The following is a 21,697-nucleotide window of genomic DNA, read 5'->3' on the forward strand; positions in this document are numbered from 1 at the left end:
CCGCATACCTATGCGCCCTTACGCCAATAAAAGCGCCCAAACCTCTGCAAATACCGTCCATGCAGCCTTTCATGCGCCGCACCGAACGGGGCAATTCCCACCCCGCATGACGAAACCAACCTCGCATGACGAGTCAGGAGCCCGTCATCGGGGGTTCAAGACCCATCTCCTGACACAAGCTGTCCAGGTCAGCGATCGCCATCGCCGGCAGAGAAACCACCAGGCGCCCGCCGCATGCGCTCGACATGGGCGTGTATCCCGCGTCGTAAACCTTCTGCGCGTGGCGAATCATCATCAGCCGATCGTAAGCGGCCACAAATGCGGCAACTGGCTCCCGGCCAGTGGCCGGCTTGTCGCCAGAAGTCGTGCCCAGAAGCGCGTAAAGAAGGGACTCGGCAACCAGCGCAGCGGAGTACGAGTAGTCACGATCAGGCACGAGGCGCACTCCACCCGTCGAAGGCCCGGAGAGTTGATCGCCTAGGCTCTCTACGCGACTTGGCCTCCACACACCACGGACGACCAGGTTGGATCGGTCTGCGTAGAACATTGCCTCAGGCAGGGCGCACCAAACACGCGGATCCGAGTCTGCGGACTGCCGCGCTGCAAACGGCGCGACCACAGCCAAATCTGGGTCGAGGTCGCTGATGCTCACCTCGAACAGCGAACCGAGCCCGCCTTCGGCCATCAGCCGATTGCTATCCGCCTGCCCCGAGAGGGGGTGGAAGGTCCAGTCAGCACGCAGATGAGGTACAGGCAGCTCCATCAAAGCCTGGAGATAAGGGATGCGCGGCGCAATGTAGGTTCGAGAGGTTGCATCTGGATTGGACTGGACCATCGCGGGCGTCATGTACTCGTGCGCATTGCGCGCAGCTAGAATCAAGGGAGACCCCGCAGGCTGTCGACTGGCCACGCCCAGGAAGTTGTTCAGATACCAGTCAAGCCGACCAAAGACCTTCCCGTTCCAGCCCAGATTCCCTTCGAGGTAGCGCGCGATCTCCTGAAAGATCTGGAACACCGCCATGGCCTGATCCGGAATAGGGGCGTACTGCAGCCCGATCTCATGAATGATGCTGGACATGCTGCACCGGAGCAGCTGGTCGCCGCGAAGATTCGACTGCTTGTAGAGCTGGCCGCTTTTGAACTCTTTGTAGCCCACGCTGGTGTACCAAACGACACCGGAGGCGAGATCAGAAAGGCGGTTGATCCGCCGCCCACCCTCTGCCGTTACTGCGTACCCAGCCGAGGTCGCGGGATAGCGGTTTTCATCCAGGATGACGACGCCCAGCGCAGGAATTGGCATAGGTTCTCCTTAAATCGCATAGTTATGCATTGATTGTTTATTCCGCGCACATCCGCGCCATTCCGAGCATTCCATCGCTTTCTCACCCAGAGAAACCTCCCTCCCAGCAAGGCCTGACGGGCACCGAGCGCGTCCAGGCGCACCGCGGCCCACGACAAGGCAAAACCGACTAAGCGCGGCTTTGCATATCTATGCGAGTCAATCACGAGCAACGCATAACGGGTCTTCGATGATTCTCAAACCGCTTTGGAAAACGGCCAAAGTGATGCTTTCGAGACTATCATACTATTACAATACAATGGTAAACCAAATATACTTTGTATAGTATGACAATAAAATAATAGTATAAGCCAACCGAGCCTGTTGGGGCGGAGGCTACCTGATGACTGAAAAGGCGTCAACAGCAGGGCAGGAAGGGTGCATTTCTTGTGCTAAAGGAATTGCGCTGATATATTTCTGGCTATCTTTTTTGAGGTGTCTTTCATGGCGGATAAAGCAGAGCCAACCATCGGCCAGCTTGGGGAAAGCCAATCCCTGGAAGATCTCGACCGGGCTCACGCTCCGGCCGAGGAGGGCGTGCGTACCAAACGCTCTTGGGGCGGGGTGGCCTCTGCGCTGGGTCAGAACAGGCCGGCCCTGGTGATCCTCGCGGCAATCGCGCTGGCTGTTGGAACCTGGGCCTATCGCAAGAACGCTGTAGTCCCGGTCACTGATACCAATACGGCGATCGCTATCACTCCGCCGGCCCCGGCAGAGGGGCGCGCGTCGGGTGACGTTCGGGTGCAGGGCTTGGAGTCGAAGGTCGAAGAAGCCGCGCTGGCCGAGGCCGAGAAAACCAGTGGCACCTACGTCCCACCGCTCGCGCCGCTGGCACCGCCTGAGCCTCCGAAGGTTGACCGGGCGCCGCCGCCGCCGGTTGCTCCGGAGGTGAGCTCGCCGGCGAACAACCAGGCGAACAATCAGCAGGCACAGCGTGCCCAGAAAGAGGCTGAGGCGATCGAGAAGGCCATTACCATCCAGCTCGACGCGCTTTCAGCGCGAGTGGATGGAGCGGGCAAGATTGAGTCCACGGCTGTCACTCTTGATCTTGACGGTCTGAGCAAGTCGCTGACTGGCACCGGGCAGGCTGCAGCTGCTGCCGGCGGAAGCAGCGAAACCCGTCTTGGATATCCGATGGGCACCGTCTGGACGGCAACCTTGAAGACCGGGGCAGACACCGATCGTCCAGGCACCGTGCAAGCAATCATCGAACAGGGTCCGTTCGCCGGGCGCACAGCGCTGTGCAATTTCACCTGGCCGACCCGCGAGTACATCAACCTCGAATGCTTCGCCATCCGACTCGATAAAGAGTCGCTCCCTATCAAGATGGTCGCCGTTGGCCCTGACGAAATGCCGAACCTGAAGGCCGAGTACAACGGTCGGTACATCCAGCGCCTCGGCTCTCAGTTCCTGGTCGCCTTCCCGGCTGCCTACGCAGAAGGTCTTGGCCGCGGCGGCACGACCGTGGTTACCAATGGAGGCACCACCTCCACCCAAGACAAATTGAGCGGTGCTGACCTCGCGATCTATGCCGCGGGCAAGGCGACTGAGCCGCTTATGAAAGAGGCACAGGCCATCGCTGGCGAGATCAAGCCGCAGGCCAAAATCCCACCGATGCAGCTGATCGGTCTGATGCTCGCCGAGGACATTTAATATGAGCGGTAACGACAACTTCTTCGATGATCTGCCGGTCAGCACCCGTCGCGATAAATCCGATGATGCTGGAACTGCCACGCCGGGCGGCATGGATGATTTCGTTCTTCCTCCTTCTGCAGAAGCCCTCAATGTTGATGAGCTCCTGGCCGGCCTCACGCCTCCACCAGTTGAGCAAGTCGAACCGCAGGCAAGCACAGCAGCCGCAACTCCGAGTGAGCCGGCACCCCAAGCTGATGTGCTCGACATGGATCTGGTTGAACTCCCAGCTGAATCTTTCGCCCAGAGTCAGCCATCGGTGCCGCCCCTGGAGCCAGTTCGTGATATCGATGGTTTCGGTGGGGAACTGAGCATTGCCGACGCTGATCCTCTCACTCATGGGTCGACGCCAGACGCTGCGATGGGGGCGGCCGCTGCTGCAGCGCCAGAGCAGGAAAAGGCTGATTCGTTCTTCCAGAAGCACAAAGCGAAGATCGTTTTGGTTGTTCTCCTGGCGGTGGTCGCCGGGTGGAACTACCACAAGAAGCAGAAAGCAGCGGAGCTGGAGGCTTCCCAGGCCGCAATCAGCCAGCCGGTTGCCCCCTACGAAGCTGCTATCCAGCAAATGCAGCAGGGCGACCAGAACATTTCGCACCTGGATCCGAATTCGGCACTGCCATTCGATATGCAGGAGCCGGCAGCCGACGTTGCCGCTCCCGCTGTCGACCCGTTTGGTGGGGCTGAAGATCCGTTCGGTTCTTCCTCAGCTCCCGAAGTCGCGCAGCCTGCGATCGATCCTGTCCAGCAACAGCCGGAGGCTCAGCAGCAAACAGCTGCAGCACCTGTTGAAACGGTCGAGCCGCCCGTTACCCCTGCAGCCGAACCGGCTCCGGTTGTTTCAGCTCCGCAGGATCTGCAACCAGTCGTTGACGAATTGAAGGCCAAGGTCGCTTCGCTAGAGAAAGAGCGTGACGACTGGAAAGCTCGTGCGCTCAAGGCCGAAGGGAGTGGCAAGCCCACTCAAACTGCACAGGCACAAAAGCCGGCCGCTGCTCCTCGGAAGGAGCCTGTTCGCACTCAGCAAGCGCGGGTCGTCTCTTCGCGCCCTGCGGCGCAGCCGGCTCAACCCAAAGCGACTGTGACCAGCAAGCCTGAAGTTCAATGGCTCGGCTCCTTCATGGTCGGCAATGCCTGGCATGCGCACGCGATCATCGCTGGCAGCGTGTATGAACTGAGCCCAGGCCAGCGCATTGCCGGTCTGCGCGTCGATAGCGTCACTGCCACCGGAGTGAAGATCAATGGCCATGAATTCCGTTAAGCAAGCTGTCGTAAACAGCTACTCAGCCCTGCTTGGTGCTGTCTTCCTTGCGCTGATGCCTCTGTATGCCATCGCAGGAATGGATGATGTGCTGAACGGTGGGTCCATGGGCGGAGGCAGCTCTGGCTCCTCCGCAAGCGCTGCACGCATGGCTGCTGATTTGGGCCGCCTCTTCGAATCTCTCGTCCTGATCTTCGGCATTTACTACGCCCTGAAGTCGGTACTCATCTATTCGCGGGTGGTCTCCGGTCGAGGAGCTGGCCAGCAAGAAAACATGGGAAGCGTGGCCTCCCATTTCGTCGCTGGGGTCGTTGCTTACCACTCCCGCTACTTCTTCAGCATGGTCCACAACACCATCCCGATGATCCCCGACTTCGGCCGGCTCGTTTATGACGCTGAGTTGATGATGGGCTTGATGTCCTAACCCCCAGGAGCTTCACCATGAAAAAACTGAAAGACATTTCCATCAAGCTGTACTGGAAAACCCAAGTGGCCGCCGGCTCCATGATGATGAGCGCCATGGCGGCAGCCAGCTCGAACCCCATCGGCGTCAACACCAGCCAACAGTTCGGCGACAGCGTTAGCAACGTGAACCAGAACATCTCCGGTCTTCCCCTGCTGCTGCTGAACTTCTCTCAGATCGCAGGCATCTTCTTCGCCTACAAGGCCTGGGACAACTGGTCCAAGGTGCAGAAGGGTAACGATCCGGAAGCAAAGCCGGCCAAGTCGTTTGGCTGGGGGATCGCTGGTGTGGGCGCTTACTTCCTGCCGTCCTTCCTCGGCATGGGTGGCGCGACCCTGCTCCCGGGCGTGTGAGGAGCGATGGCGATGGCTTTGCTCTTGGGCGTAAAACGAGGCAACTGGCGTGAAGAAGAGATTCACAACGACAAGGTGTATCTCGACGCCCGGAGCAAGGCCATTTCCAGGGATCACTCCACTTGCCAGGAGTGCGCTTGGCAGGCTGATCGCTTCCAGGAAGGTCATCACAAAGACGATGACCATACCAACAACGATCCGGCCAACATCATCACCCTGTGTGCGTGGTGCCACCGCTCACATCACATAGGCCTCGCGGGCGTCTATGAACTCGGCTACGCCGGGATATCGACAGATCGATCCAAACCGATGCCGCCACAGGCCTTCCTGAATCAGGCCACCCGTTTCTATGACTGGGTGACTGCGCATGGAGCTAACGCCAAGCCCCACTTCATACAGTGGGCATACAACTTCGAAGAGTACCTGACCAACTGCATCGCAACTGCTGAGCGAGTCTTTGGCTCGTCTGAGTTGAGCGATATGGCCGAGATACTCGCCTCCATGAACAACGAGGAGTACGCCAAGCGCGGCGACCTCATTGGGGGCGTACGACTCATTCATCGTCGAATGCAAGACCTCAATCCGGCGAACGCGGCCGAGGCACATGAGCTTGAGCGCCGCAAATACTGGGTTTCTGTCATGAAACAACGTCTAGGGAGTCCAGCATGATGGATCGAAAATATTCGTCGTTCGCAGACCTGTGCATGATGACCAGCGCAGGTCAGCCATGGGCTCTCGATATGCGCACGCGATCGGGTAATCCCGCACTGCTGGCGTACCTGGTCAACAGCATCTGCAATCTGCTGGTGGAATCGAATGCGATCTCCGATGGTTTCAAGCGGGTGGACCAGGGGCTCACGGTTGTCCAGGGCGACGGTGCGGCGCAGCCGCTTGCACCCGCTCCGCTCGTGTTGCTCGCCCTGCGTTACGCCAAGAGCAAAATGATTGATGGCGGCCAGTGGCGAGCAGATGCACGCGAGGTTGTCATGGCTTGCTGCCCCGAGGTGGCCAAAGCCGAAGTAGGGCAGATGATCGAGCCCGAAGCTGCAGCTCACTGGGCTATGCCTCTGATGAGTGATACCTGGTTGAAGTCGCCGCAAGTCGATCGCGAAGTGGCACCGGAGGCAGCATATGCTCCAGCGCGATGACTACGCCGCTCAGGCAAATGAACAACAGCTGAGCGAAGCAAACCTGCAGAAGTGTGTGGCCAGCTTGAAGCTGGTCGAGCCTCTGATGCTGGCTTCGTTGATCAGGCCTGGCCTGGGCGAGGACGTATCCGGGGAGGAAATCGTCAAGGCGCAATCCAAGCTGCTGTTCAGGACACTCGATCTCGCTGACCGGATACTGAAAAACCTGAATATCGAAGCGCCGCTCACGCCAACGAACCGCTACCTGGTAGCCCGGGAGATCGTGGGGCTCGTGGCGATGCACTGGCGGCATGGAAGCGACCTTTCGGCCGCGGATATGGCAGCCCTGGCCGAGCATGCAGTCGCCGGCGGCTTACAGTTGATGGATGCCTTGAACGCCGAACCGTTCAGCCAAGGCGAAGATCAATCTGAGCGACTGAACAATGCGGTGGCAGCAACAACCGGCATCATGCTGGCGATGCGCGAAAAAGCGTCTCTTGGTCACCAGACAGTGGCGTTGTGCCGCGAGATGACCAATCACCTGGCCAAGGTGGTCGGCGAGCAGGCTGCTCGCTTACGGGTGCAGAATCACACCCCCGCGATCAAAACGCTGATCCGCGTGTGCTCTGACTACTACCCCATTCTTTGGGACTCCGAGATAACCGCAGCAACGAAACTTTTCGCGTCGCTGAGCTCAGATCCCGCGAAATTCCGCTCTGAAGCTGAGCGTCTGCGCACCTGGCCGCTGGAAGCCTTCTTTAAGCGTGTGGAGGAGGCGGTCAACCTCTGCATTGGCATGGCCGCCAACATGCAGCAGCTGCTCGACTCTCAGTCCGAGCTCGACAGCACTCTGAACCCATAAGCGCCCACCGAGAGACCACCCTATGAACGGCAATAGTGGCAGCGATGACGCCGGCGCGATCTCGATCATGATCACCCTGGCGGCTGTATTGTTCCTCATCTTCCACTTCTCGGATCGCATTCTTTCAGTCTGGCAAGCGCTCATAGTTCCAGTCAGTCACGGTTGGGCATGGCTCGCTGCAACTGACCTTGGCCAGCAGCTAATGCCGATGATGAAGCGCGACCCGCAGATCATTGCCAAGATCCCCGCCTACCTGGAAAGCCTCTCGCCGGAGCAACTGAAATCGCTGGGTTACACAGAAGCGAAGCGCTATGGCGACTATGTGCACAGGCTGACGACAGCTATTGCGGGCCCTCTCTTCATTTACCTCGGGTTCCGCTGTTTCAAGCACTCTCGCATGGAAGATCCCGAGATGTTTCGTGTGATCAAGGGGATTCCGGCGATCGTGCAAACCCTGAAACGCATCCCCGGGCGCGAGTGGATGAACGACATCATTGATGCGAGCAAGCTTGACCTCTTCAACGGGAAGATTGCACTTCAGGCGCCGCTAACGCCTTGGCGCATGGCCGAGATCTACCAGCTGTTCGAGCTTGACGAGCAGAAGAAAATCAAACGCTTCGACAAAGAGAAGGCCGCGGCAATTTTCAATCAGACCCTGGGCCAAGAGTTCACGACGGTCGAAGCTTTGGAGAAGGGTAAGTACGGCCGAGTTTGGAAAGCACTCATCAACCAGCTACCCGCCCAGGATCGCAAAGCCGCCTCTCAGGCCGCAACCAAGGGTCACCTTTATGAGAAGACCGTGATCATTGGCCTTATCCGAATGATGGGGCGGGTCATGATCGTCGACTACGGTCCACTCGCTTTCCTTCGCTATCAGGATGTCGCCTTCTTTGATGCCGTCAGTTCTTGCGGCCGCCGCACGAGCTTCGTGGCCGGCTCCGGAATCATGGGGCAGTTCCGTCATGAGGTTGAGATTTTCAATGCCTCGAAAGGGACCATGAAACCGGAGAAGGATGCGGGCGGAAAGTGGGCCGCAGACTGGCTGGAAGAAGCTCTCAAAACTGATCCCTACGAGCGCCCTTGGGTCGAGAGCGACGACATCTGGGCTTCCTTTGATCCTTGGCTGTAAGGACGAACAATGGCTATTGCACGCAAGCCGAACAATCGCTACAGCGAAACGGCCAAAGAGCTCGACTACAACCGCTACATCCGCGAGAACCTCACTGCCGCGGAGCGGATGAACTATGCCATCCAGGAATACGCTCCGCCCCTGATGATGGGCGCTGGCCTAATCTCGCTGGCCGCTCCTGGATTGTTCGAGGTCACTGCCGGGGTAGGCGCAGCTGCCTATGGCGCGTTTGTGGCGACGAAACAGCCTCATCAATGGCCTCTCTGTACGCCGTCCTACGTCTGCAAGGCTTCCCCACTGCACAAGAAGCTGTTCAAGGTCCAGCAGGCGCCGCTGGTAAAGGACGCCCTGGGCGTCGTTAGAAAGGTGAACATGCTGAAGAGGATCCCAGTCGTCGGCAGCCTGCTTTTCCTCAAAGATCCTACCGAGATGATGGGGGACGGCATCCTCTATCTCGGCTCGGACATGGATAACGGCGGCGCGCAGATATGGACATCCATGGATCTGCTGGTTCGCCACATTTTGCTTATCGGCACCACTGGTTCCGGTAAGACTCAGGCCATTCTTGGTATGATTGCGCAGCTGATGGCCCAGGGCAGTGGCGGGATCTTCTGCGACGGTAAGGCTGACATCACCACCTGGTTCATGCTCTATACGCTCGCGCGCCACTTTGGCCTTGAGCGTCAACTGCTGGTGATCAATTACCTGACATCGGGTGGAGCCAACACCAAACGCTCGAACACAACGAATATTTTCGAAATCGCCTCGGCAGATAGCTTGTCTGAAATGACCAGCTCGATGATGGGCGGCGGTTCTGGCGGCGGTAACGACGACATGTGGAGGGGGCGCGCCGAAGCCCTCTTCAACGTCATTATCCGGGCCGCCTGTGAAGATCGCGATTTGCGTGGTGAAACAATTGTCGCTGACGACTTGCGCCGGCGGATGACGCTGCAGAAGCTGCTTGAGCTCCCGCAGAACACGATCTATTCCCAGCGCGTTCGTGACGAGGCGCAGTTGTTCCTCAACGACCTTCCAGGTTACTCGGCCTGGCAGAAGGCGACTCAGCCTCAGGCGAAAGAGCAGTGCATGGGCCGCATGTCGGAGCAGCTGGGCTTCCTGCAAATGCAGTTCACCCGGGTACTGTCGCTGCTCTCCGGCACATACGGGTACATCACCGGCACCGACATTTCCGAGATCGATTGGATCGACGTTATCAACCAGCGTCGTACCGTCTACATCATGCTGCCTGCGTTGGAAAAGTCGCCTGAATCGCTGAAACAGCTAGGCCGGATGGTAGTTACCAGCATGCGTAACGCCATGCTTCCGATTATCGGCGGTGGTCAACTGACCGGTCTCAAGAAGATCCTCATCGATGGCCGGCCGATCGGCAAACGAGTCCCCTACGGACTGTTCCTGGACGAATATGGCAGCTACTGCGTCGAAGGCTTCGGGGACGTGGTAGCCCAGATCCGCTCCATGGGCGTGTTCGCTTGCTTCAGCGGGCAGGACTGGGCGTCGTTCAAAAAGGGCTCTGAGGTGGAGGCTGATCGAGTCAACGCAAACACCAGTACGAAAATTTTCTTGAAGACCTTCGACCCGAACACCGTAAAGCTTCTGGTCGACACCTGTGGCAAGAAACTTGTGTCGGTTGCAGGCACATGGGGTGACCGCCCGAGCGGCGGGCGCGCAGACATGCGCACGGGCTACCAGTCTGTTGATGCGCTGCAGGTTCAAGAAGTCGACCGAGCTCGCATTGAGCAATTGGCCAGCCAAGACCCGGGGATGGCCCATATCTACTTCGGCGGGAAGCTCTGGACCAAGGTCCAAATGTTCTACCCCGCTATCGAACAGAACGCCCAAAGCCAGGTGAACAGCTTTGTGCGTATGCGCACTCCGGTAGGTGTGAGCGGAATCGTCGAGGACGCCGAGCGGCTCATCGCCATGCGTAAGCATCTGGACAAGATCCAGGAAGCGGTGCGGTCTTATGCTCCGACCACCGAGGAGGCCGTGATAGACCTTGGCGATGAATTCCACCTCTGGTGCCAAAGCGCGATGGAAGGAAGCAAGGCCCGAGGAGGGGAGATTTTCAGTGCGATGCAGAAAGCAGCTGAGCAGGTCTTCAAGGATGAGCGCAAATCTGTACCTGGGTTGGCTGTTCCAGAACCGGCGAAGAAGGCCGCTTCAACAGCCACTCCGGCGGTTAAACCAGCGGCCACCGCTGCACAGCTAGCAGCCGCCAGGCCTGCAGGCGATGCGCTCAGCCTGCTCGACCAGGCGGTTCGCCAGCAGAAGCCGGCCCCCGCGGAATTCAATGAATCGCTTCTGCCGGACATCGCTCCCCCTGACCTGGTTCTTGATCACTCTGACCCTGCGGGCCGCACTGATAAGCAGCCAGAGCCGCTTGTGCACCCTGCGAATATCTCGTTCAGCATGGATGATCACGCTCCGGATACTGCGACGCAGAACATGATCGCTCGCACCGCGGTGAGCGCTGCCGTAATGCAAGAGGTCAAGCAGATGCAACAAAACGGTAGCGATCCTGATTGGGCTGGAACGCTACCGGAGGCGCGCCAGGCCGCCAACACTGCGGTGAAGAACGCGAATCCGGAAGATCCACAGAACGCATACCCCGAAAGTCCGGTCCCCAAAAACTTTTCGGCCAACTCGCTTCGGGGCGCGCTATCAGATCTGAAGGGCAAGATGACCGATTCGCTGAAGGCAACGAGCCCTGCAGCGAGCGAGAAGGAGGAGCAGCAATGAAGTTGGTGAAGGGGAGTGCGCTCGACTGGCAAAGAACACGGGAGCTACTGGGTCAAGCGAGCCAGGAGATTGCTGTGCCCGATGCACTGGTTGAGCTGGAAGCAATGACGCTAGCCGATGACCCGGATCTGCTTCCTGCGGAAACTGACTGGCCGATGATCGACATTGAGGACGCCAACGAAAATATTCGTGAGGTGGCCGCAGTGGTAACGGAAATGGTCGTGAGGCACAGAACCTTTGAGTCTCTCCCTGTGGGCCTCTGGAATCACCCGATCAGCATGACCGATCAGGCCATTGGTCAAGTCCTGAACAGCCTGGGTTATCCCAAGCCAGACCATCAATCGACTAATGCTGTAGGAAGGGTACTTAGCTGGCCTTGATTTTTCTAACGTATACTCGATAGTAAAAGATGCTTGCGCTTTTTCTATGCCGTGTCTAATGTGGTTTTTGATGGCGCTAATGCCAGCTAATACCCTCAGGAGCACGTCCATGTTCAAGCGCAAATCTCAAGACAAGTCGAAGCCCGTCAACAGCCTGATGCTGCAAGTTCAGGAGTACGTTGCCTCCGAGGGCAGCAAGGAGATCGATACCGTGATCGGCGTCGATCTGGAGGGCAAGCAATACTCCGTTATCCTCACCACTTCCGGTGACGCGGCAGAGAACGACAAGCGCAACACCCTGGCCTCGTTCGCCAACTCGAAATCCAACCACCACGTCCCGGTCGGCGGCATGATGCTGCTCAGCACCGTCTGGCTCCGTGAGCCGGAGAAGGAAGGCGCTCCCACCACCGGTATCGCTCGCTGGTCCGAGTTCTTCGGCAACAGCCGCGAAGAGCTCTCCATCGGTAATGCGATGTATCGCGCCGGCACCAATGCCGACGGCAAGGGCAAGGAAACCAACTGGGGTGCCCTCGATCGTCTCGGCAAGCCGCTGACCCTGACCGCCGAGCAGTTCCCGGGCGCCGTTGCGGCCCTGGCCGACAAGTGCGCAGCTGATCGCTCCCGTGCCCGCCCGATCGTTCGACTGTTGAGCGAAAGCGGCCAGGTGCTTGACTTCACCACCATCAAGCAGGGCACTGCCGAAGTCGAAGAAGGCGGCGAGAAAGTTCGCCGCGCCGAGAACGGCGCCCAGGTGGTCGAGGGCATGAAAAAGAACACCCGCCTGACCAAGATGCTGCAGGCTGCCGAGGCCGGTCAGGGTGTCCTGGAAATGATTCCGGTGATGTCCATCGAGATGTCCAAGAAGATGATGAACTCCCCGCGCGGCCACAACTACGTGGCCCTGGCGAAACGCTTCCAGGACGAGAACCAGGTCTACGCCGCCGAGTGCTACATCCGTCGCGCCCCGTCGGACGACTTCAACTACATCAGCCACCTCTCGGTCACCAACAAGGATCGCTTCGATCCGCTGCTGCTGCCGTCTGATCGCTTCCCGCAGCCGGCCTACAGCGCCGAGCTGCTGGCAGAGGTCGGCGTCGACCCCGAGAAGGTGAAGGGTAAAGCTCCGCAGGCTGAGCCGGAGCCGGAGCCCGAGTACGAAAACGCCCCCGGCTTCGATAACTGATCGACGCCAGATGCAAAAGGCCCCGCTCTGCGGGGCTTTTTTTCGCCATCAAAAAAACCAGCGTCCCTCCTGTTTTCGCTTATCTATGCAATTTTATAACTAGCTTATCTTGATCTTACTAATCATAGATTTTCTGCGCGACACTGTTGAAGTGATGGCGCTGAAAGGCTAGTATTTGTTTGCAATCGAGAGTGCAACGGTAAAACAAAACTCACGATGCGTACCGATCATTTTTGTGGAGATAGAGCATGAAAAAATTCGCTGTTGGCGCCGACATTGGCTGCAACTACGCCAAGCTGTATGCCGGCCAGGGCGCCCAGATCGCGATCCGTAGCACCGTGTCGACCAAGCCTCAGATCGGCGTCAGCATGGGCGGCAACGGCCCGGATGAAATCGTCATCCAGATCGAAGACAGCATCTACGCGGTCGGCCCGAAAGTCGCTGATCCCATCGATACTCGCTTCGCCAGCTATTACACCTCCGATATCAACGCCGCACTGGCGATGGCGGTTCTCCTTCGCCAATTCGGTGACCTGTCGGATGCGTCGATCGACGCTGTGTTCGGCATGCCGCTGAACGTGTTCTACAACTCGCGTGGCGAGATCAATTCGAAACTCATCGAGGAGCGCGCCAAGGCCTGGCGGCGCCCTGCCGCCGTGCAGCCTGGTAGCAAGGAGATGCGACTGCCGAAGAACGGTTCGGTATTCGGCAACCTGAATGGCGCCTCCGAGGGCGTGGCCGTGTATCTCGACTACATGATGAATGAGGACGGCGAGTTCCAGCACGCATCCGAAGAGCTCGTGGTCGTCGCCGACGTGGGCGGTAACACCACCGACGTTGCTCTGCTGGAGAATGGCAACCTCCTCTTCAACGGCACCTCGAATTCCTTCGAAGCAGGCGCTCTGCATCTCTACGAGCGCGTCGCCACCAGTGCACGGGACCTCATGGGCCTGATGCGCACCCCGCCGCTCCATGCTGTGGAGAAGGCAATTCGTGAAGAGGGCGGCTGGCTAACCATCGGCAACAACAAGGCGAACATTCGCGACATCGTTGCTGCCGAGCGCCGCGCCCTGGTCAACGAGATCGTTCCTCGCATCGAGAAGATCGTCACCAAACGCGTCGACGAACTCAGCACCATCCTGTTCGCCGGCGGCGCAGCGAAGCTACTGGAGGAGGACCTGCGCCATGTTCAGGTAGGCAACGCCAAGGTAGTGGTTGTCGAAGATCCCCAGTTCGCCAATGCCCGCGGCTACTACAAGCTGGCTCGCCACCTCGCTGCTCAGGAGTAACTCCTATGTCGCGCGCAAAGCGATCAATGAAGCGTCGTCAGTTTCGCTTCTCACTTGACCCGATGGATCCGGTGGAGGGTGAAGCTCTTCGCCAGATCGACGAAATCGCAGATCAGGCAAAGGAGATGTTCGAGAGCATCTCCCAGGATGAAGCTGATCGCTATGCGTTCAAACGGATTCTTCTGGGTCTGCTGAAAGACCGGCCAGTTGAGTTGACGGCCCCGGCCCGCAGCGCACCTGTAGCGATCGCACCTGCATCAATCTCGGCGCCGGCGGCCGTTGCTTCAACGCCTGCGGCGCCCCAATCCGAGGCAGCCCGCACACCAGTCGAGCAGCCACCGAAAGCCCAAGAAGAGCCCGTCGAAGCGGTGGGTAAAGAAGGCACCGAGGAGGAGGGGGCAGTCGACGGAAGTCAAACGTCGTCTGCCGACACCCAAGCGAGTGTTTCCTCACCAGAGCCATCCTGGCACGAGCAACTGCTCAACAGTACGGCAGGAAAGCCTGCTTCACCTCTCAACAATCTTGTCTGGGCGGGTAACCGTCCTTCGGAGTAGCTAGATGCGTGATGTCAACGACGACCAGCTGGTCGGCAGCATCGTTTTCTCGAACCGGGTGCTCTTGTACATCCTGGGCATTTGCGTGCTGATCATTGCGGCGCTGGCCACTACGAATTTCCTGACCTTCATGTATGCGAAGAACAAGATCGAGAGCATCCAGCGGGAATACTTCGCGACCACCCACAACGGCTCCCTGTTCCAACTCACACCGATTGATGAGCCCATCGGTGGCGAAGAGCGGGCCCTGAACTTCAGCTCGGCCTGCGTCATCCGCATGTTCCAGCTGGATTTCGTCAATTACATCCGGCAGCAGAACGAGGCACAGCTCCGCTGTTTCACTGACGATGGTTACAAGACCTATCTGAATGCGTTCGAACGTGCCGGACTGACCGCCCAACTCAAAGATCCCCGTATCCGCCTCGTGCTGTCCGCCACGCCGGGCCCGGGTGTGTTCCTGAACAAGGATGTAAAGGTTTTCAGCGGTGTAGCCCGCCAGACCTACACCATCCAGCACCCCATCGAGATCATCTTCAACGGCAACGTGAATCAGCCCCGCCGCGGGTTCATTGAGGTCGATCTCCTAAGAGTCCAGCAGGAAAGTCGTCCTGACGGCCTCGCTGTTCATGCAATTCGAGTGAAGGTCTCCAAGTCATGAAAAAGGTCACCCTCATCCCAAGCATTCTGTTGCTTTCTCTCCTCTCGATTCAGGCAGCTGCAGAACCTGCAGAGCAGGACGTACGGTCCAGCGATCCCCTGGTCGACACGCTCCTGAAGCGCAAGTACCCGCTCACCATCGAGCAACAAGCTGTCATCGAGCAGTACATGATCGATGATCGCAAAGGTCTTGCCCCGCAGATTCCGTTGGGCGCAACAAGCACTGACCCTGAACAGATCATCGACCTCACTGATGGAGGCAAGACCAAGAGCGTTACCCTGCAATTGGGATACCTCACTTCATTGATGGTGGTCGGCGAGAACGGTGCTCCATGGCCAGTTCGACGTGCTCGCGCTGGCGACGACAGCGTGGTGAACGTTGACCTGGTAGAGGACTCCGGAGCTGTTGAGATGCACCCGCAGAAGCCCTGGGTCAACACGAATGTCATCCTGTACCTGGTCGATCGCAACGAGCCGATCAAGCTCTACGTGAAGGTTTCCTCCGATCCCTCCGATGGCGTGAAGGACAGCCTGAAGCTGATTGTTGATGGCGTGCCCACTGGGAGTGCTCCGTTGCTGCAGCCGAACCGGGTTGCGATCGATCACCAACTCATGAACGCATTGGGGCAATCGCCTGGGCGAAACTGGACCAGCCTGAAGGTCACGGATACCGAGAGCGTTCCATTCAGTATCAGCTACTGGCTTTCCCCCAACCGCGAAGACGCCATCATCCGTCTGCGCGGGGCCTCCATGGTAGGCCCAGACTGGTTGACCGAGACCCGCGATGTCGATGGCGTTACCCGCGTCTATCGCTACCGCGCACCGATCCCTCTGATGATCCGCACGCGAGACAGTGCCGGCATTGAGTACCAGGTACATCTCGAAAATCCGGCGGACATCCTTGCCGGGCGCGATGGATCGAGGACCATGACCGTTAAGCGGACCTCCCCTGAGCGACCGCCCATGGATTCGGCCCTGCCTTTCGAAGAACCGCTCGGCCTCGTCGGTCGTGATCGAGTTCAACGTATCGCCCCTGCAAGCAATGGCGCTCAGGAGTCGGTGAAGACGTATGAATCGTTCGACGGTAAGGGCGTTCGGACCAACCGTGTTCAGATCGTCAGCGACCTCACTATCAATCGCGACACAGCCGCACGCTTGATTGAGGAAACACACCGCAACCGGCCGATCCCAGTTCCCGCGGCGAACGCCGAAAAAGCCTCCGACGTACAGGTCAGTGCCGTAGCCGCGGAGAAACCCCTCGTGGCCAAGACTGTATCGACGGCCGGCACAACAACAGCTGCAACAGCAGCCACCACTGTACTTCCGAGCGTCGTGGCTACCGCGCCGCCCGCCTCAAGCGGCGTCATGTTCAGCGTCCGTAACGGAGGCCTGTACGAGAACCTTTTCCGCCTGACCCAGGAGGCGAAGTGGAATACGCCCATCTGGGATCTGGGCGAGCAGGACAAAGTTGTGCAGGGCGGCTACGTGATCAATGCACCGACCCCTGAAGAAGCGATCGCGAAGTTCCTGGAGCCCTATGCCGACTCCTACCGCTTCAACGTCCAAATCAGCCCGCTCGAAAAGAAAGTTTGGCTCCACTAAGAGAGAGATCGCCCATGAACACTATCGCGAAATTGGTACTGACAAGCGTCATCGGTGCGGCCCTCTCGGGCTGCCTGCAGAACATCCCGAAAGGCGAGGACGGCGGCAACTACGCCAAACTGATGGAGGAGCTGAATCAGCTCAAGGCACAGAGCGAGGAGTCGCAGCGCAACCAACGCATCCAGATCACCAATGGCCCGCTGATCACCGGTAAAACCATGCCGCTCAAACGCGCGCCGTGGCTGTCCGAGCGTCGGGTCACCATGAAAGTCACCGCTCCGCTGAACGGCCACGAGGTGGTCAAGATGCTGCAGGCCCAGGGCCTCAATATCACCAGTTCCATGCCGCTGGATGGCTTCACCTACGCGGGCTACGGCTTCACGAGCGTGGATGCCGAGACGGCAATGCGCCTCATCTTCCCAGCGATGGGGCTCGATTATGCGGTAGATAACGACCGCCGCATCATCACCATCGTTCCGATGCGCCCGAAACAGTGGACGTTGAACATCAACTCGCAGCGCTCCACCAACTACTCCTCGGCGTCCTTGAGTGGCACCCTCGATGTAGGGGCGTCTCTGGCCAGCTCTCTGAACTCGGCTTCCGGCGCCGGCGGTGTCAATGGCGGTTCGATGGGGGGGCTGACATCGAGCAGCACGTCTACCGGTGAAGGCGAGGGCGATCGCGAGGGCAGCTCGAAGCTGGAGTCGAAATCTGACTTCTGGAAATCCATGAAGGAAGAACTCGAATCCCGAGTTTCTGTGCTGGTTCCGGTAGCCAGCGGTTCTGTTGTTCCTGGTGTGATCAACTCCGGCGCAGGCATGCCTATCAATGGAATGCCCCCGCTCCCGGTCGGTGGCATGGATCAGATGGCTGCAGCCATGCCGGCCGCAGGGTCGGACATGTACCGTTCACAGAAGCTGGGTACGGTAAGCGTCAACCCCGACACCGGCACGATCACTGTTCAAGCGCCCAAGTGGCTGCAGGCAGAGATCGATGAGTACATCAAGGGTGTCGAGCGCGAGTTCAATACTGCCATCCACTTCGAAGGCCGCCTGATCCTGGTGTCCACCACCAAGGACAAGTCGGAAGGTCTGGATCTCACGGCGTTTGCCTCGTTCGCAAATGGCGAGCTCGGCATGATCATCAACAACAATCCGGCCGGTGGCATTACCATTTCGCCGAGTTTGCCTGGCACCACGGGCAACCCGCCTGTAATGACCCCCGGCGGCAGTGTGATCGGTAGTACCGGCATTGGCTTCTCCAAACTCAAGGGCAACCCGGCGAACCTTTTCGTCAACTACCTTTCCTCTATCGGCGACGTTACGGTAACCCAGCGCCCAGCACTCGCCACCACCTCTGGCGCCCCCGCGGAGTTCCGCCGGATTGAAACCGACCTTTTCAGCCAGGTAAGTCAGAGTGCGGTAGCTGGTACTGACAGCAGCTCGGTGGCCACCACCAACACCCAGATCCCGATTCGATTCGGCACCCTGCTGCGGGTGAACCCGAAGATCGACCTGGACAGCGGCATCATCCGTACCCAGCTGACGCTGAACGTCGCAGTCCGCTCGCAGGTCAAGACCATTGACCAGTATCTGACTGACGCCAACGGCACAACCAAGGTCCCCACCACCATCACGCTGCCTGCCAACATCGACTACAACGGTGAGGCACTGCTGCGCGATGGTGACACCATCATCATCGGCGGCCAGATGGAAACCGATGAGACCAATTCCGGCTCTGGGGTAACGGGATATGAAAAGGCCGGGCCGTTTGGCGGTCTGATTGGCTCTACCAAGAGTCAAAAGCGTGTCTCGACCTACTACTTCGTGCTGACTGCCCGTGTTTATGAGCGCAGCAACGAGCACCGAGTGCCTGGCGCATGAGCAGCGCCCGGCGAATTGATCTCACGCCTGGATCCGTCCAGGCGTTCTGGAAAGAGCGAGAGCCCAAGTTGCTCTCGTTCTTCGAGCAGATGGATAACAAGGAGCACTGGGCGCTGCGTGACATCGACGCAGAGTTCAGCGCCCTGTACGCGGAGGTTGCCCATCTCCTGCAGGTGTACGAGCAGAGTAGGGGGCTAGAGGAGCCGCTGGTGGCAGAAGCGGTTTCTCAACTTACCGCGGCGGCCGCAGCTCTCCCATGTTCAGCGTCATCGAGATTCTTCGAGTGGATTGGCGAGCAGTCCCTGGAACTGCCCTATATCCTTCTCGAACATGCTCATCAGAACAGCAAGCTGGATCCCAACTGCAGTGTCATCTGGCAGCGAGCTCGAATGATTGCGCGCTACCAGATACTCAAGGACATCGTGGCGGAGATTACCGGCAACGGAGGCATTCCAGCGTGAACACCTACGAGTCGCTTCGGCTTTGGACGAACGATCCGCTTATTGGATCTCCTGCTCAGGAGATCCTGTCGATCGCAGAGCGCCATAAGGCGCCGGCGACACCAACCCGGGTACGACCGGAAGAGTTCGACATTCCATTCCCGTATCGCTATGACCCGGAAGATGAGCAGCGAGTACAACTCTTCCGCCGTATCGGTGTGCTGTTCGCTGCGCTGGATATTCACTGCTACTGGAACGACGGTCGCCAGGTGATCGGCGTGGCACTGTCGCCCGAGGATCCAATCAGTAAGGCCTGGTGCGCTTTCAATGAGGATGCGATGGAGGTACTCCTCGCCTTCGTTCTGTCGAAGGACTTGTCGTAGGAGGTGGAGGTACGCAGCAGTTGCTCGCTCGCAGCAGCTGTAACGAAAAAGGCACCCAAGTGGTGCCTTTTTTGTGCCTGCTTGCGATTACCCAGCTGAGCCACAGCTCCGAAAGTCCCGCCTAACAGGCTATGTACACATAATCACATATTTGTGACTTTGCGTGCATAGTTATGGGCCGGCTACGTCCATCTCCATGTCCGCGGTTGGTTCATACAGGGGGAGGCCACTCTCGTCCTGGGCTTGGTCCCTCGACAGCTCCGCAGAGGCCTCTCGCGCAAGAACACGAAGCGCCTGGTAATCCAGATTGAGTCGATGGATCCCTTCGTAGACGGCAGCGGAAACCCGTTCAAATGGAACCCCATCGAAAAAGTGATCCAGATCTTCTGGGCCCAACAGGCCGGGGTAGTTCTGCTGCAAATACGTCAGAACCGCCTGGCCTTTGTTCGAAAGAGTGCCGTTCTCCTGGATCCACCCCCGGGCAAGGGCTTTGTCGATGTGGCCTACGATGGTCGAGGGTCGACCTATTCCTTGTTCAACCATCCTTTCCATGACCGCTGTATCAAGAGGGATCCTCACAAGCTTTACAGGCTTGATGAATTCCTTCTCCACAACCAGCCAGCCGGCGGTATCGGGGATATCGCGCCAGATTTTCACCTTGATGTCTGGCAACCCCTGCTTGGCCAGGAATGAGGAGATCGCCGACTGTTCGACCTCGATTGATTTGACCTTCGCATCGGGCGAAAGGGAGGCGAAAGCACGCCTGGTGAGCAAACCTATGGCTGCATCGAGCTGGGAGAGCCCTTCCAAGCTGTTTGCATTGAAATGAAGGGGGTCGCAAGGGTAGATCGCTTCATGAGCGCCTGCGGCCTCTCTGGGCGCTGAGGGAGGAAGTCGGGAAACACGTACTCGTCTCCCTAGTTTCCTCATCGCGTTCTCCAGCATGACTTGCGTGGGAGGCGAGATGTCTCTGGCGTCCGTCCGTGGATAGCTGATCGCACCTCTTTCATACGCCGTCTGAATCAGTTTCTCTGCTTCAGAAAGGCTTACGTTGAGTTGGTTCGCAACCAGGATCAGGGCGTCAGCACCTGTCATCATCGCCGGCGCCGGCTTGGTGGTGAAGACCTCTCTGGTGTGATCCATCAAGGCCGGATCCAGTCGACGAAAAGCTTCGCTGATGGCGGCAAGCGATGCCTCTTTCCCTGAGGAACCTTTCCCCCAGATTCGCCAGCCTGGCTGGTCTGGGTGTGTTCCCGCAACTTTGCAGGTCGGTAAGGGCTGCCGGCTGACGGACTGGACGATCTTGCTGCTGATCCGCCCAGCGATCTGCCCAGTTACGTTTCGATTGCTGCACAGAAAGCCGATTGCTCTATCGATACCGCGTCGAGCCATCACGGCCACGCAGGTTTTCCGATTGATGGCCCGCGGTCTCTGAAGCGCCTGAGATATTCCGTCAGCGTTCAGTGCTGAAGTCACCACCCTCTGAATACTCGCTTTTGATCCTGAAGAGACGAGCACACTGTTGACCTGTGCCGCGATCAGTTCCCCTTCTCGATCAGCGTCTGTCATGACGTAGATCTGGTCCGCATCTTTGAACTTTTTCGTGAGGTGGCTGATGGTGCGCTGAGAGGTAGGTGTCCAGCGTTCAGGCGTCAGATCGTTGGGGTTGAGACCCAACTGATCCTTTGGCATGTCGTAAAGAGCGCCACCTGTAGCGACAACCTGAGCATTGATCCTGAGCTCCGATAGGATTTTCCTCAGAGAGCGGATCTTGCCTGGGGCCTCAATAACGAAAACCGTGTTTGGCATTGAATTACTACCAGCATTGCAAAGCGATTGATGGTCATTCTATGCCGGCCGATTGGTACTTGCCATCAAGGATTTCAATTCGAGGGGCCATTTGCGCTTTGCGGCGATCCTGCTGGGTCGTAGGTCCTTGCCCTATATAAATATCTTTTTATTAAACATATAGGGAGGGTGACAATTTTTAGAAAATCCTTATAAATCAGAGTGTTGTGACGTTAACGGTCGAATAAATCAACCTCGTATGACGAGATTTACCAACCTCGTATGACGCAGAAAACCAATCTCGTATGACGAGGCCCCTATCTCGTATGACGAATTTCGATCTCGTATGACGCTTTCTTCTGAGGGTGATGGCCGCAATCAACCTCGTATGACGAGGCGCGGCGATGTTTCCAATCTCGCATGACGCGGCCTGTGGATAAGTTGCGATTACTATTAATGAATCTACTGTTGTGGCACGCCGATTTTTTGACATGGCCTGATAGGCAAGGGGATTTGGTGCGTGGTCGAGCAGATCCACAAGCTGAAAGCATGAAG

General features: G+C 58.2%; 20 protein-coding genes. 18 read left to right on the top strand and 2 right to left on the bottom strand.

Going from position 1 to position 21,697, the window contains the following annotated elements:
• Positions 1–133: 133 nt before the first annotated feature.
• The gene (locus ACUTAF_RS25135; protein WP_088192388.1) at positions 134–1,300 is read right to left on the bottom strand and encodes a transposase; all 1,167 of its coding nucleotides are present in this window, start codon (positions 1,298–1,300) and stop codon (positions 134–136) included.
• 483 nt (positions 1,301–1,783) lie between these two features.
• On the opposite strand from ACUTAF_RS25135, the gene ACUTAF_RS25140 reads away from it, so the two are divergent.
• The 18 genes from ACUTAF_RS25140 to ACUTAF_RS25225 all read left to right on the top strand — a co-directional run bounded on the left by ACUTAF_RS25140 (position 1,784) and on the right by ACUTAF_RS25225 (position 19,354).
• Positions 1,784–2,992 carry a TraB/TrbI/VirB10 family type IV secretion system protein gene (locus ACUTAF_RS25140; RefSeq protein WP_445582603.1) on the top strand — a complete coding sequence of 403 codons (1,209 nt, stop codon included), beginning with the start codon at positions 1,784–1,786 and terminating at the stop codon, positions 2,990–2,992.
• A gap of 1 nt (position 2,993) precedes the next feature.
• Positions 2,994–4,289 carry a hypothetical protein gene (locus ACUTAF_RS25145; protein ID WP_445582604.1) on the top strand — a complete coding sequence of 432 codons (1,296 nt, stop codon included), beginning with the start codon at positions 2,994–2,996 and terminating at the stop codon, positions 4,287–4,289.
• The gene (locus ACUTAF_RS25150) at positions 4,276–4,713 is read left to right on the top strand and encodes a hypothetical protein (RefSeq protein ID WP_445582605.1); all 438 of its coding nucleotides are present in this window, start codon (positions 4,276–4,278) and stop codon (positions 4,711–4,713) included. Before ACUTAF_RS25145 ends, ACUTAF_RS25150 begins: the two co-directional genes overlap by 14 nt.
• 17 nt (positions 4,714–4,730) lie before the next feature.
• Entirely contained in the window at positions 4,731–5,105 is a 375-nt protein-coding gene (locus tag ACUTAF_RS25155; protein WP_034023941.1) for a hypothetical protein, read from the top strand.
• A 12-nt stretch (positions 5,106–5,117) separates the two neighbouring features.
• Positions 5,118–5,774, top strand: a complete 657-nt coding sequence (locus ACUTAF_RS25160; protein WP_034023940.1) for an HNH endonuclease — start codon at positions 5,118–5,120, stop codon at positions 5,772–5,774.
• Positions 5,771–6,253: a hypothetical protein gene (locus ACUTAF_RS25165; protein WP_073666312.1), complete on the top strand. Its 483-nt coding sequence runs from the start codon at positions 5,771–5,773 to the stop codon at positions 6,251–6,253. Before ACUTAF_RS25160 ends, ACUTAF_RS25165 begins: the two co-directional genes overlap by 4 nt.
• The gene (locus ACUTAF_RS25170) at positions 6,237–7,094 is read left to right on the top strand and encodes a hypothetical protein (RefSeq protein WP_445582606.1); all 858 of its coding nucleotides are present in this window, start codon (positions 6,237–6,239) and stop codon (positions 7,092–7,094) included. The genes ACUTAF_RS25165 and ACUTAF_RS25170 overlap by 17 nt, the downstream gene beginning before the upstream one ends.
• A gap of 22 nt (positions 7,095–7,116) precedes the next feature.
• The gene (locus ACUTAF_RS25175) at positions 7,117–8,223 is read left to right on the top strand and encodes a hypothetical protein (protein ID WP_445582607.1); all 1,107 of its coding nucleotides are present in this window, start codon (positions 7,117–7,119) and stop codon (positions 8,221–8,223) included.
• Positions 8,224–8,232: 9 nt separating this feature from the next.
• The gene (locus tag ACUTAF_RS25180; protein WP_445582608.1) at positions 8,233–10,983 is read left to right on the top strand and encodes a type IV secretory system conjugative DNA transfer family protein; all 2,751 of its coding nucleotides are present in this window, start codon (positions 8,233–8,235) and stop codon (positions 10,981–10,983) included.
• Positions 10,980–11,363: a hypothetical protein gene (locus ACUTAF_RS25185; RefSeq protein ID WP_445582609.1), complete on the top strand. Its 384-nt coding sequence runs from the start codon at positions 10,980–10,982 to the stop codon at positions 11,361–11,363. The genes ACUTAF_RS25180 and ACUTAF_RS25185 overlap by 4 nt, the downstream gene beginning before the upstream one ends.
• Before the next feature lie 109 nt (positions 11,364–11,472).
• Positions 11,473–12,546, top strand: a complete 1,074-nt coding sequence (locus ACUTAF_RS25190; protein WP_172882242.1) for a hypothetical protein — start codon at positions 11,473–11,475, stop codon at positions 12,544–12,546.
• A 248-nt stretch (positions 12,547–12,794) separates the two neighbouring features.
• Positions 12,795–13,835 carry a ParM/StbA family protein gene (locus ACUTAF_RS25195; RefSeq protein WP_445582610.1) on the top strand — a complete coding sequence of 347 codons (1,041 nt, stop codon included), beginning with the start codon at positions 12,795–12,797 and terminating at the stop codon, positions 13,833–13,835.
• 5 nt (positions 13,836–13,840) lie between these two features.
• Complete coding sequence (locus tag ACUTAF_RS25200; RefSeq protein ID WP_445582611.1) at positions 13,841–14,389, top strand: hypothetical protein; 549 nt, start codon at positions 13,841–13,843, stop codon at positions 14,387–14,389.
• A 4-nt stretch (positions 14,390–14,393) separates the two neighbouring features.
• Complete coding sequence (locus ACUTAF_RS25205) at positions 14,394–15,047, top strand: DotI/IcmL family type IV secretion protein (RefSeq protein ID WP_088192399.1); 654 nt, start codon at positions 14,394–14,396, stop codon at positions 15,045–15,047.
• Positions 15,044–16,648, top strand: coding sequence for a DotH/IcmK family type IV secretion protein (locus ACUTAF_RS25210; protein ID WP_445582612.1), 1,605 nt, complete (start codon positions 15,044–15,046; stop codon positions 16,646–16,648). The genes ACUTAF_RS25205 and ACUTAF_RS25210 overlap by 4 nt, the downstream gene beginning before the upstream one ends.
• 14 nt (positions 16,649–16,662) lie before the next feature.
• Positions 16,663–18,531, top strand: a complete 1,869-nt coding sequence (locus tag ACUTAF_RS25215; protein WP_311188796.1) for a hypothetical protein — start codon at positions 16,663–16,665, stop codon at positions 18,529–18,531.
• A complete protein-coding gene (locus tag ACUTAF_RS25220) occupies positions 18,528–18,992 on the top strand; it encodes a type IVB secretion system protein IcmW (protein ID WP_034023930.1) in 465 nt (154 codons plus the stop codon). Before ACUTAF_RS25215 ends, ACUTAF_RS25220 begins: the two co-directional genes overlap by 4 nt.
• Positions 18,989–19,354 (top strand): hypothetical protein, encoded by a 366-nt coding sequence (locus ACUTAF_RS25225; protein ID WP_034023929.1) that lies wholly within the window; start codon positions 18,989–18,991, stop codon positions 19,352–19,354. The genes ACUTAF_RS25220 and ACUTAF_RS25225 overlap by 4 nt, the downstream gene beginning before the upstream one ends.
• A gap of 171 nt (positions 19,355–19,525) precedes the next feature.
• Here the strand turns inward: ACUTAF_RS25225 and ACUTAF_RS25230 are convergent, their stop codons facing one another.
• Positions 19,526–21,163 carry a DNA topoisomerase gene (locus ACUTAF_RS25230; RefSeq protein WP_311188795.1) on the bottom strand — a complete coding sequence of 546 codons (1,638 nt, stop codon included), beginning with the start codon at positions 21,161–21,163 and terminating at the stop codon, positions 19,526–19,528.
• Positions 21,164–21,697 lie beyond the last annotated feature (534 nt).

The organism is Pseudomonas sp. SP16.1, from assembly GCF_052682975.1.

Coding starts and splice junctions, on each gene's coding strand:
- ACUTAF_RS25205 (WP_088192399.1), top strand. CDS start 14,394: ATGCGTGATGTCAACGACGACCAGCTGGTCGGCAGCATCGTTTTCTCG.
- ACUTAF_RS25160 (WP_034023940.1), top strand. CDS start 5,118: ATGGCTTTGCTCTTGGGCGTAAAACGAGGCAACTGGCGTGAAGAAGAG.
- ACUTAF_RS25135 (WP_088192388.1), bottom strand. CDS start 1,300: ATGCCAATTCCTGCGCTGGGCGTCGTCATCCTGGATGAAAACCGCTAT.
- ACUTAF_RS25185 (WP_445582609.1), top strand. CDS start 10,980: ATGAAGTTGGTGAAGGGGAGTGCGCTCGACTGGCAAAGAACACGGGAG.
- ACUTAF_RS25215 (WP_311188796.1), top strand. CDS start 16,663: ATGAACACTATCGCGAAATTGGTACTGACAAGCGTCATCGGTGCGGCC.
- ACUTAF_RS25200 (WP_445582611.1), top strand. CDS start 13,841: ATGTCGCGCGCAAAGCGATCAATGAAGCGTCGTCAGTTTCGCTTCTCA.
- ACUTAF_RS25155 (WP_034023941.1), top strand. CDS start 4,731: ATGAAAAAACTGAAAGACATTTCCATCAAGCTGTACTGGAAAACCCAA.
- ACUTAF_RS25220 (WP_034023930.1), top strand. CDS start 18,528: ATGAGCAGCGCCCGGCGAATTGATCTCACGCCTGGATCCGTCCAGGCG.
- ACUTAF_RS25170 (WP_445582606.1), top strand. CDS start 6,237: ATGCTCCAGCGCGATGACTACGCCGCTCAGGCAAATGAACAACAGCTG.
- ACUTAF_RS25165 (WP_073666312.1), top strand. CDS start 5,771: ATGATGGATCGAAAATATTCGTCGTTCGCAGACCTGTGCATGATGACC.
- ACUTAF_RS25175 (WP_445582607.1), top strand. CDS start 7,117: ATGAACGGCAATAGTGGCAGCGATGACGCCGGCGCGATCTCGATCATG.
- ACUTAF_RS25230 (WP_311188795.1), bottom strand. CDS start 21,163: ATGCCAAACACGGTTTTCGTTATTGAGGCCCCAGGCAAGATCCGCTCT.
- ACUTAF_RS25180 (WP_445582608.1), top strand. CDS start 8,233: ATGGCTATTGCACGCAAGCCGAACAATCGCTACAGCGAAACGGCCAAA.
- ACUTAF_RS25145 (WP_445582604.1), top strand. CDS start 2,994: ATGAGCGGTAACGACAACTTCTTCGATGATCTGCCGGTCAGCACCCGT.
- ACUTAF_RS25195 (WP_445582610.1), top strand. CDS start 12,795: ATGAAAAAATTCGCTGTTGGCGCCGACATTGGCTGCAACTACGCCAAG.
- ACUTAF_RS25140 (WP_445582603.1), top strand. CDS start 1,784: ATGGCGGATAAAGCAGAGCCAACCATCGGCCAGCTTGGGGAAAGCCAA.
- ACUTAF_RS25150 (WP_445582605.1), top strand. CDS start 4,276: ATGAATTCCGTTAAGCAAGCTGTCGTAAACAGCTACTCAGCCCTGCTT.
- ACUTAF_RS25190 (WP_172882242.1), top strand. CDS start 11,473: ATGTTCAAGCGCAAATCTCAAGACAAGTCGAAGCCCGTCAACAGCCTG.
- ACUTAF_RS25210 (WP_445582612.1), top strand. CDS start 15,044: ATGAAAAAGGTCACCCTCATCCCAAGCATTCTGTTGCTTTCTCTCCTC.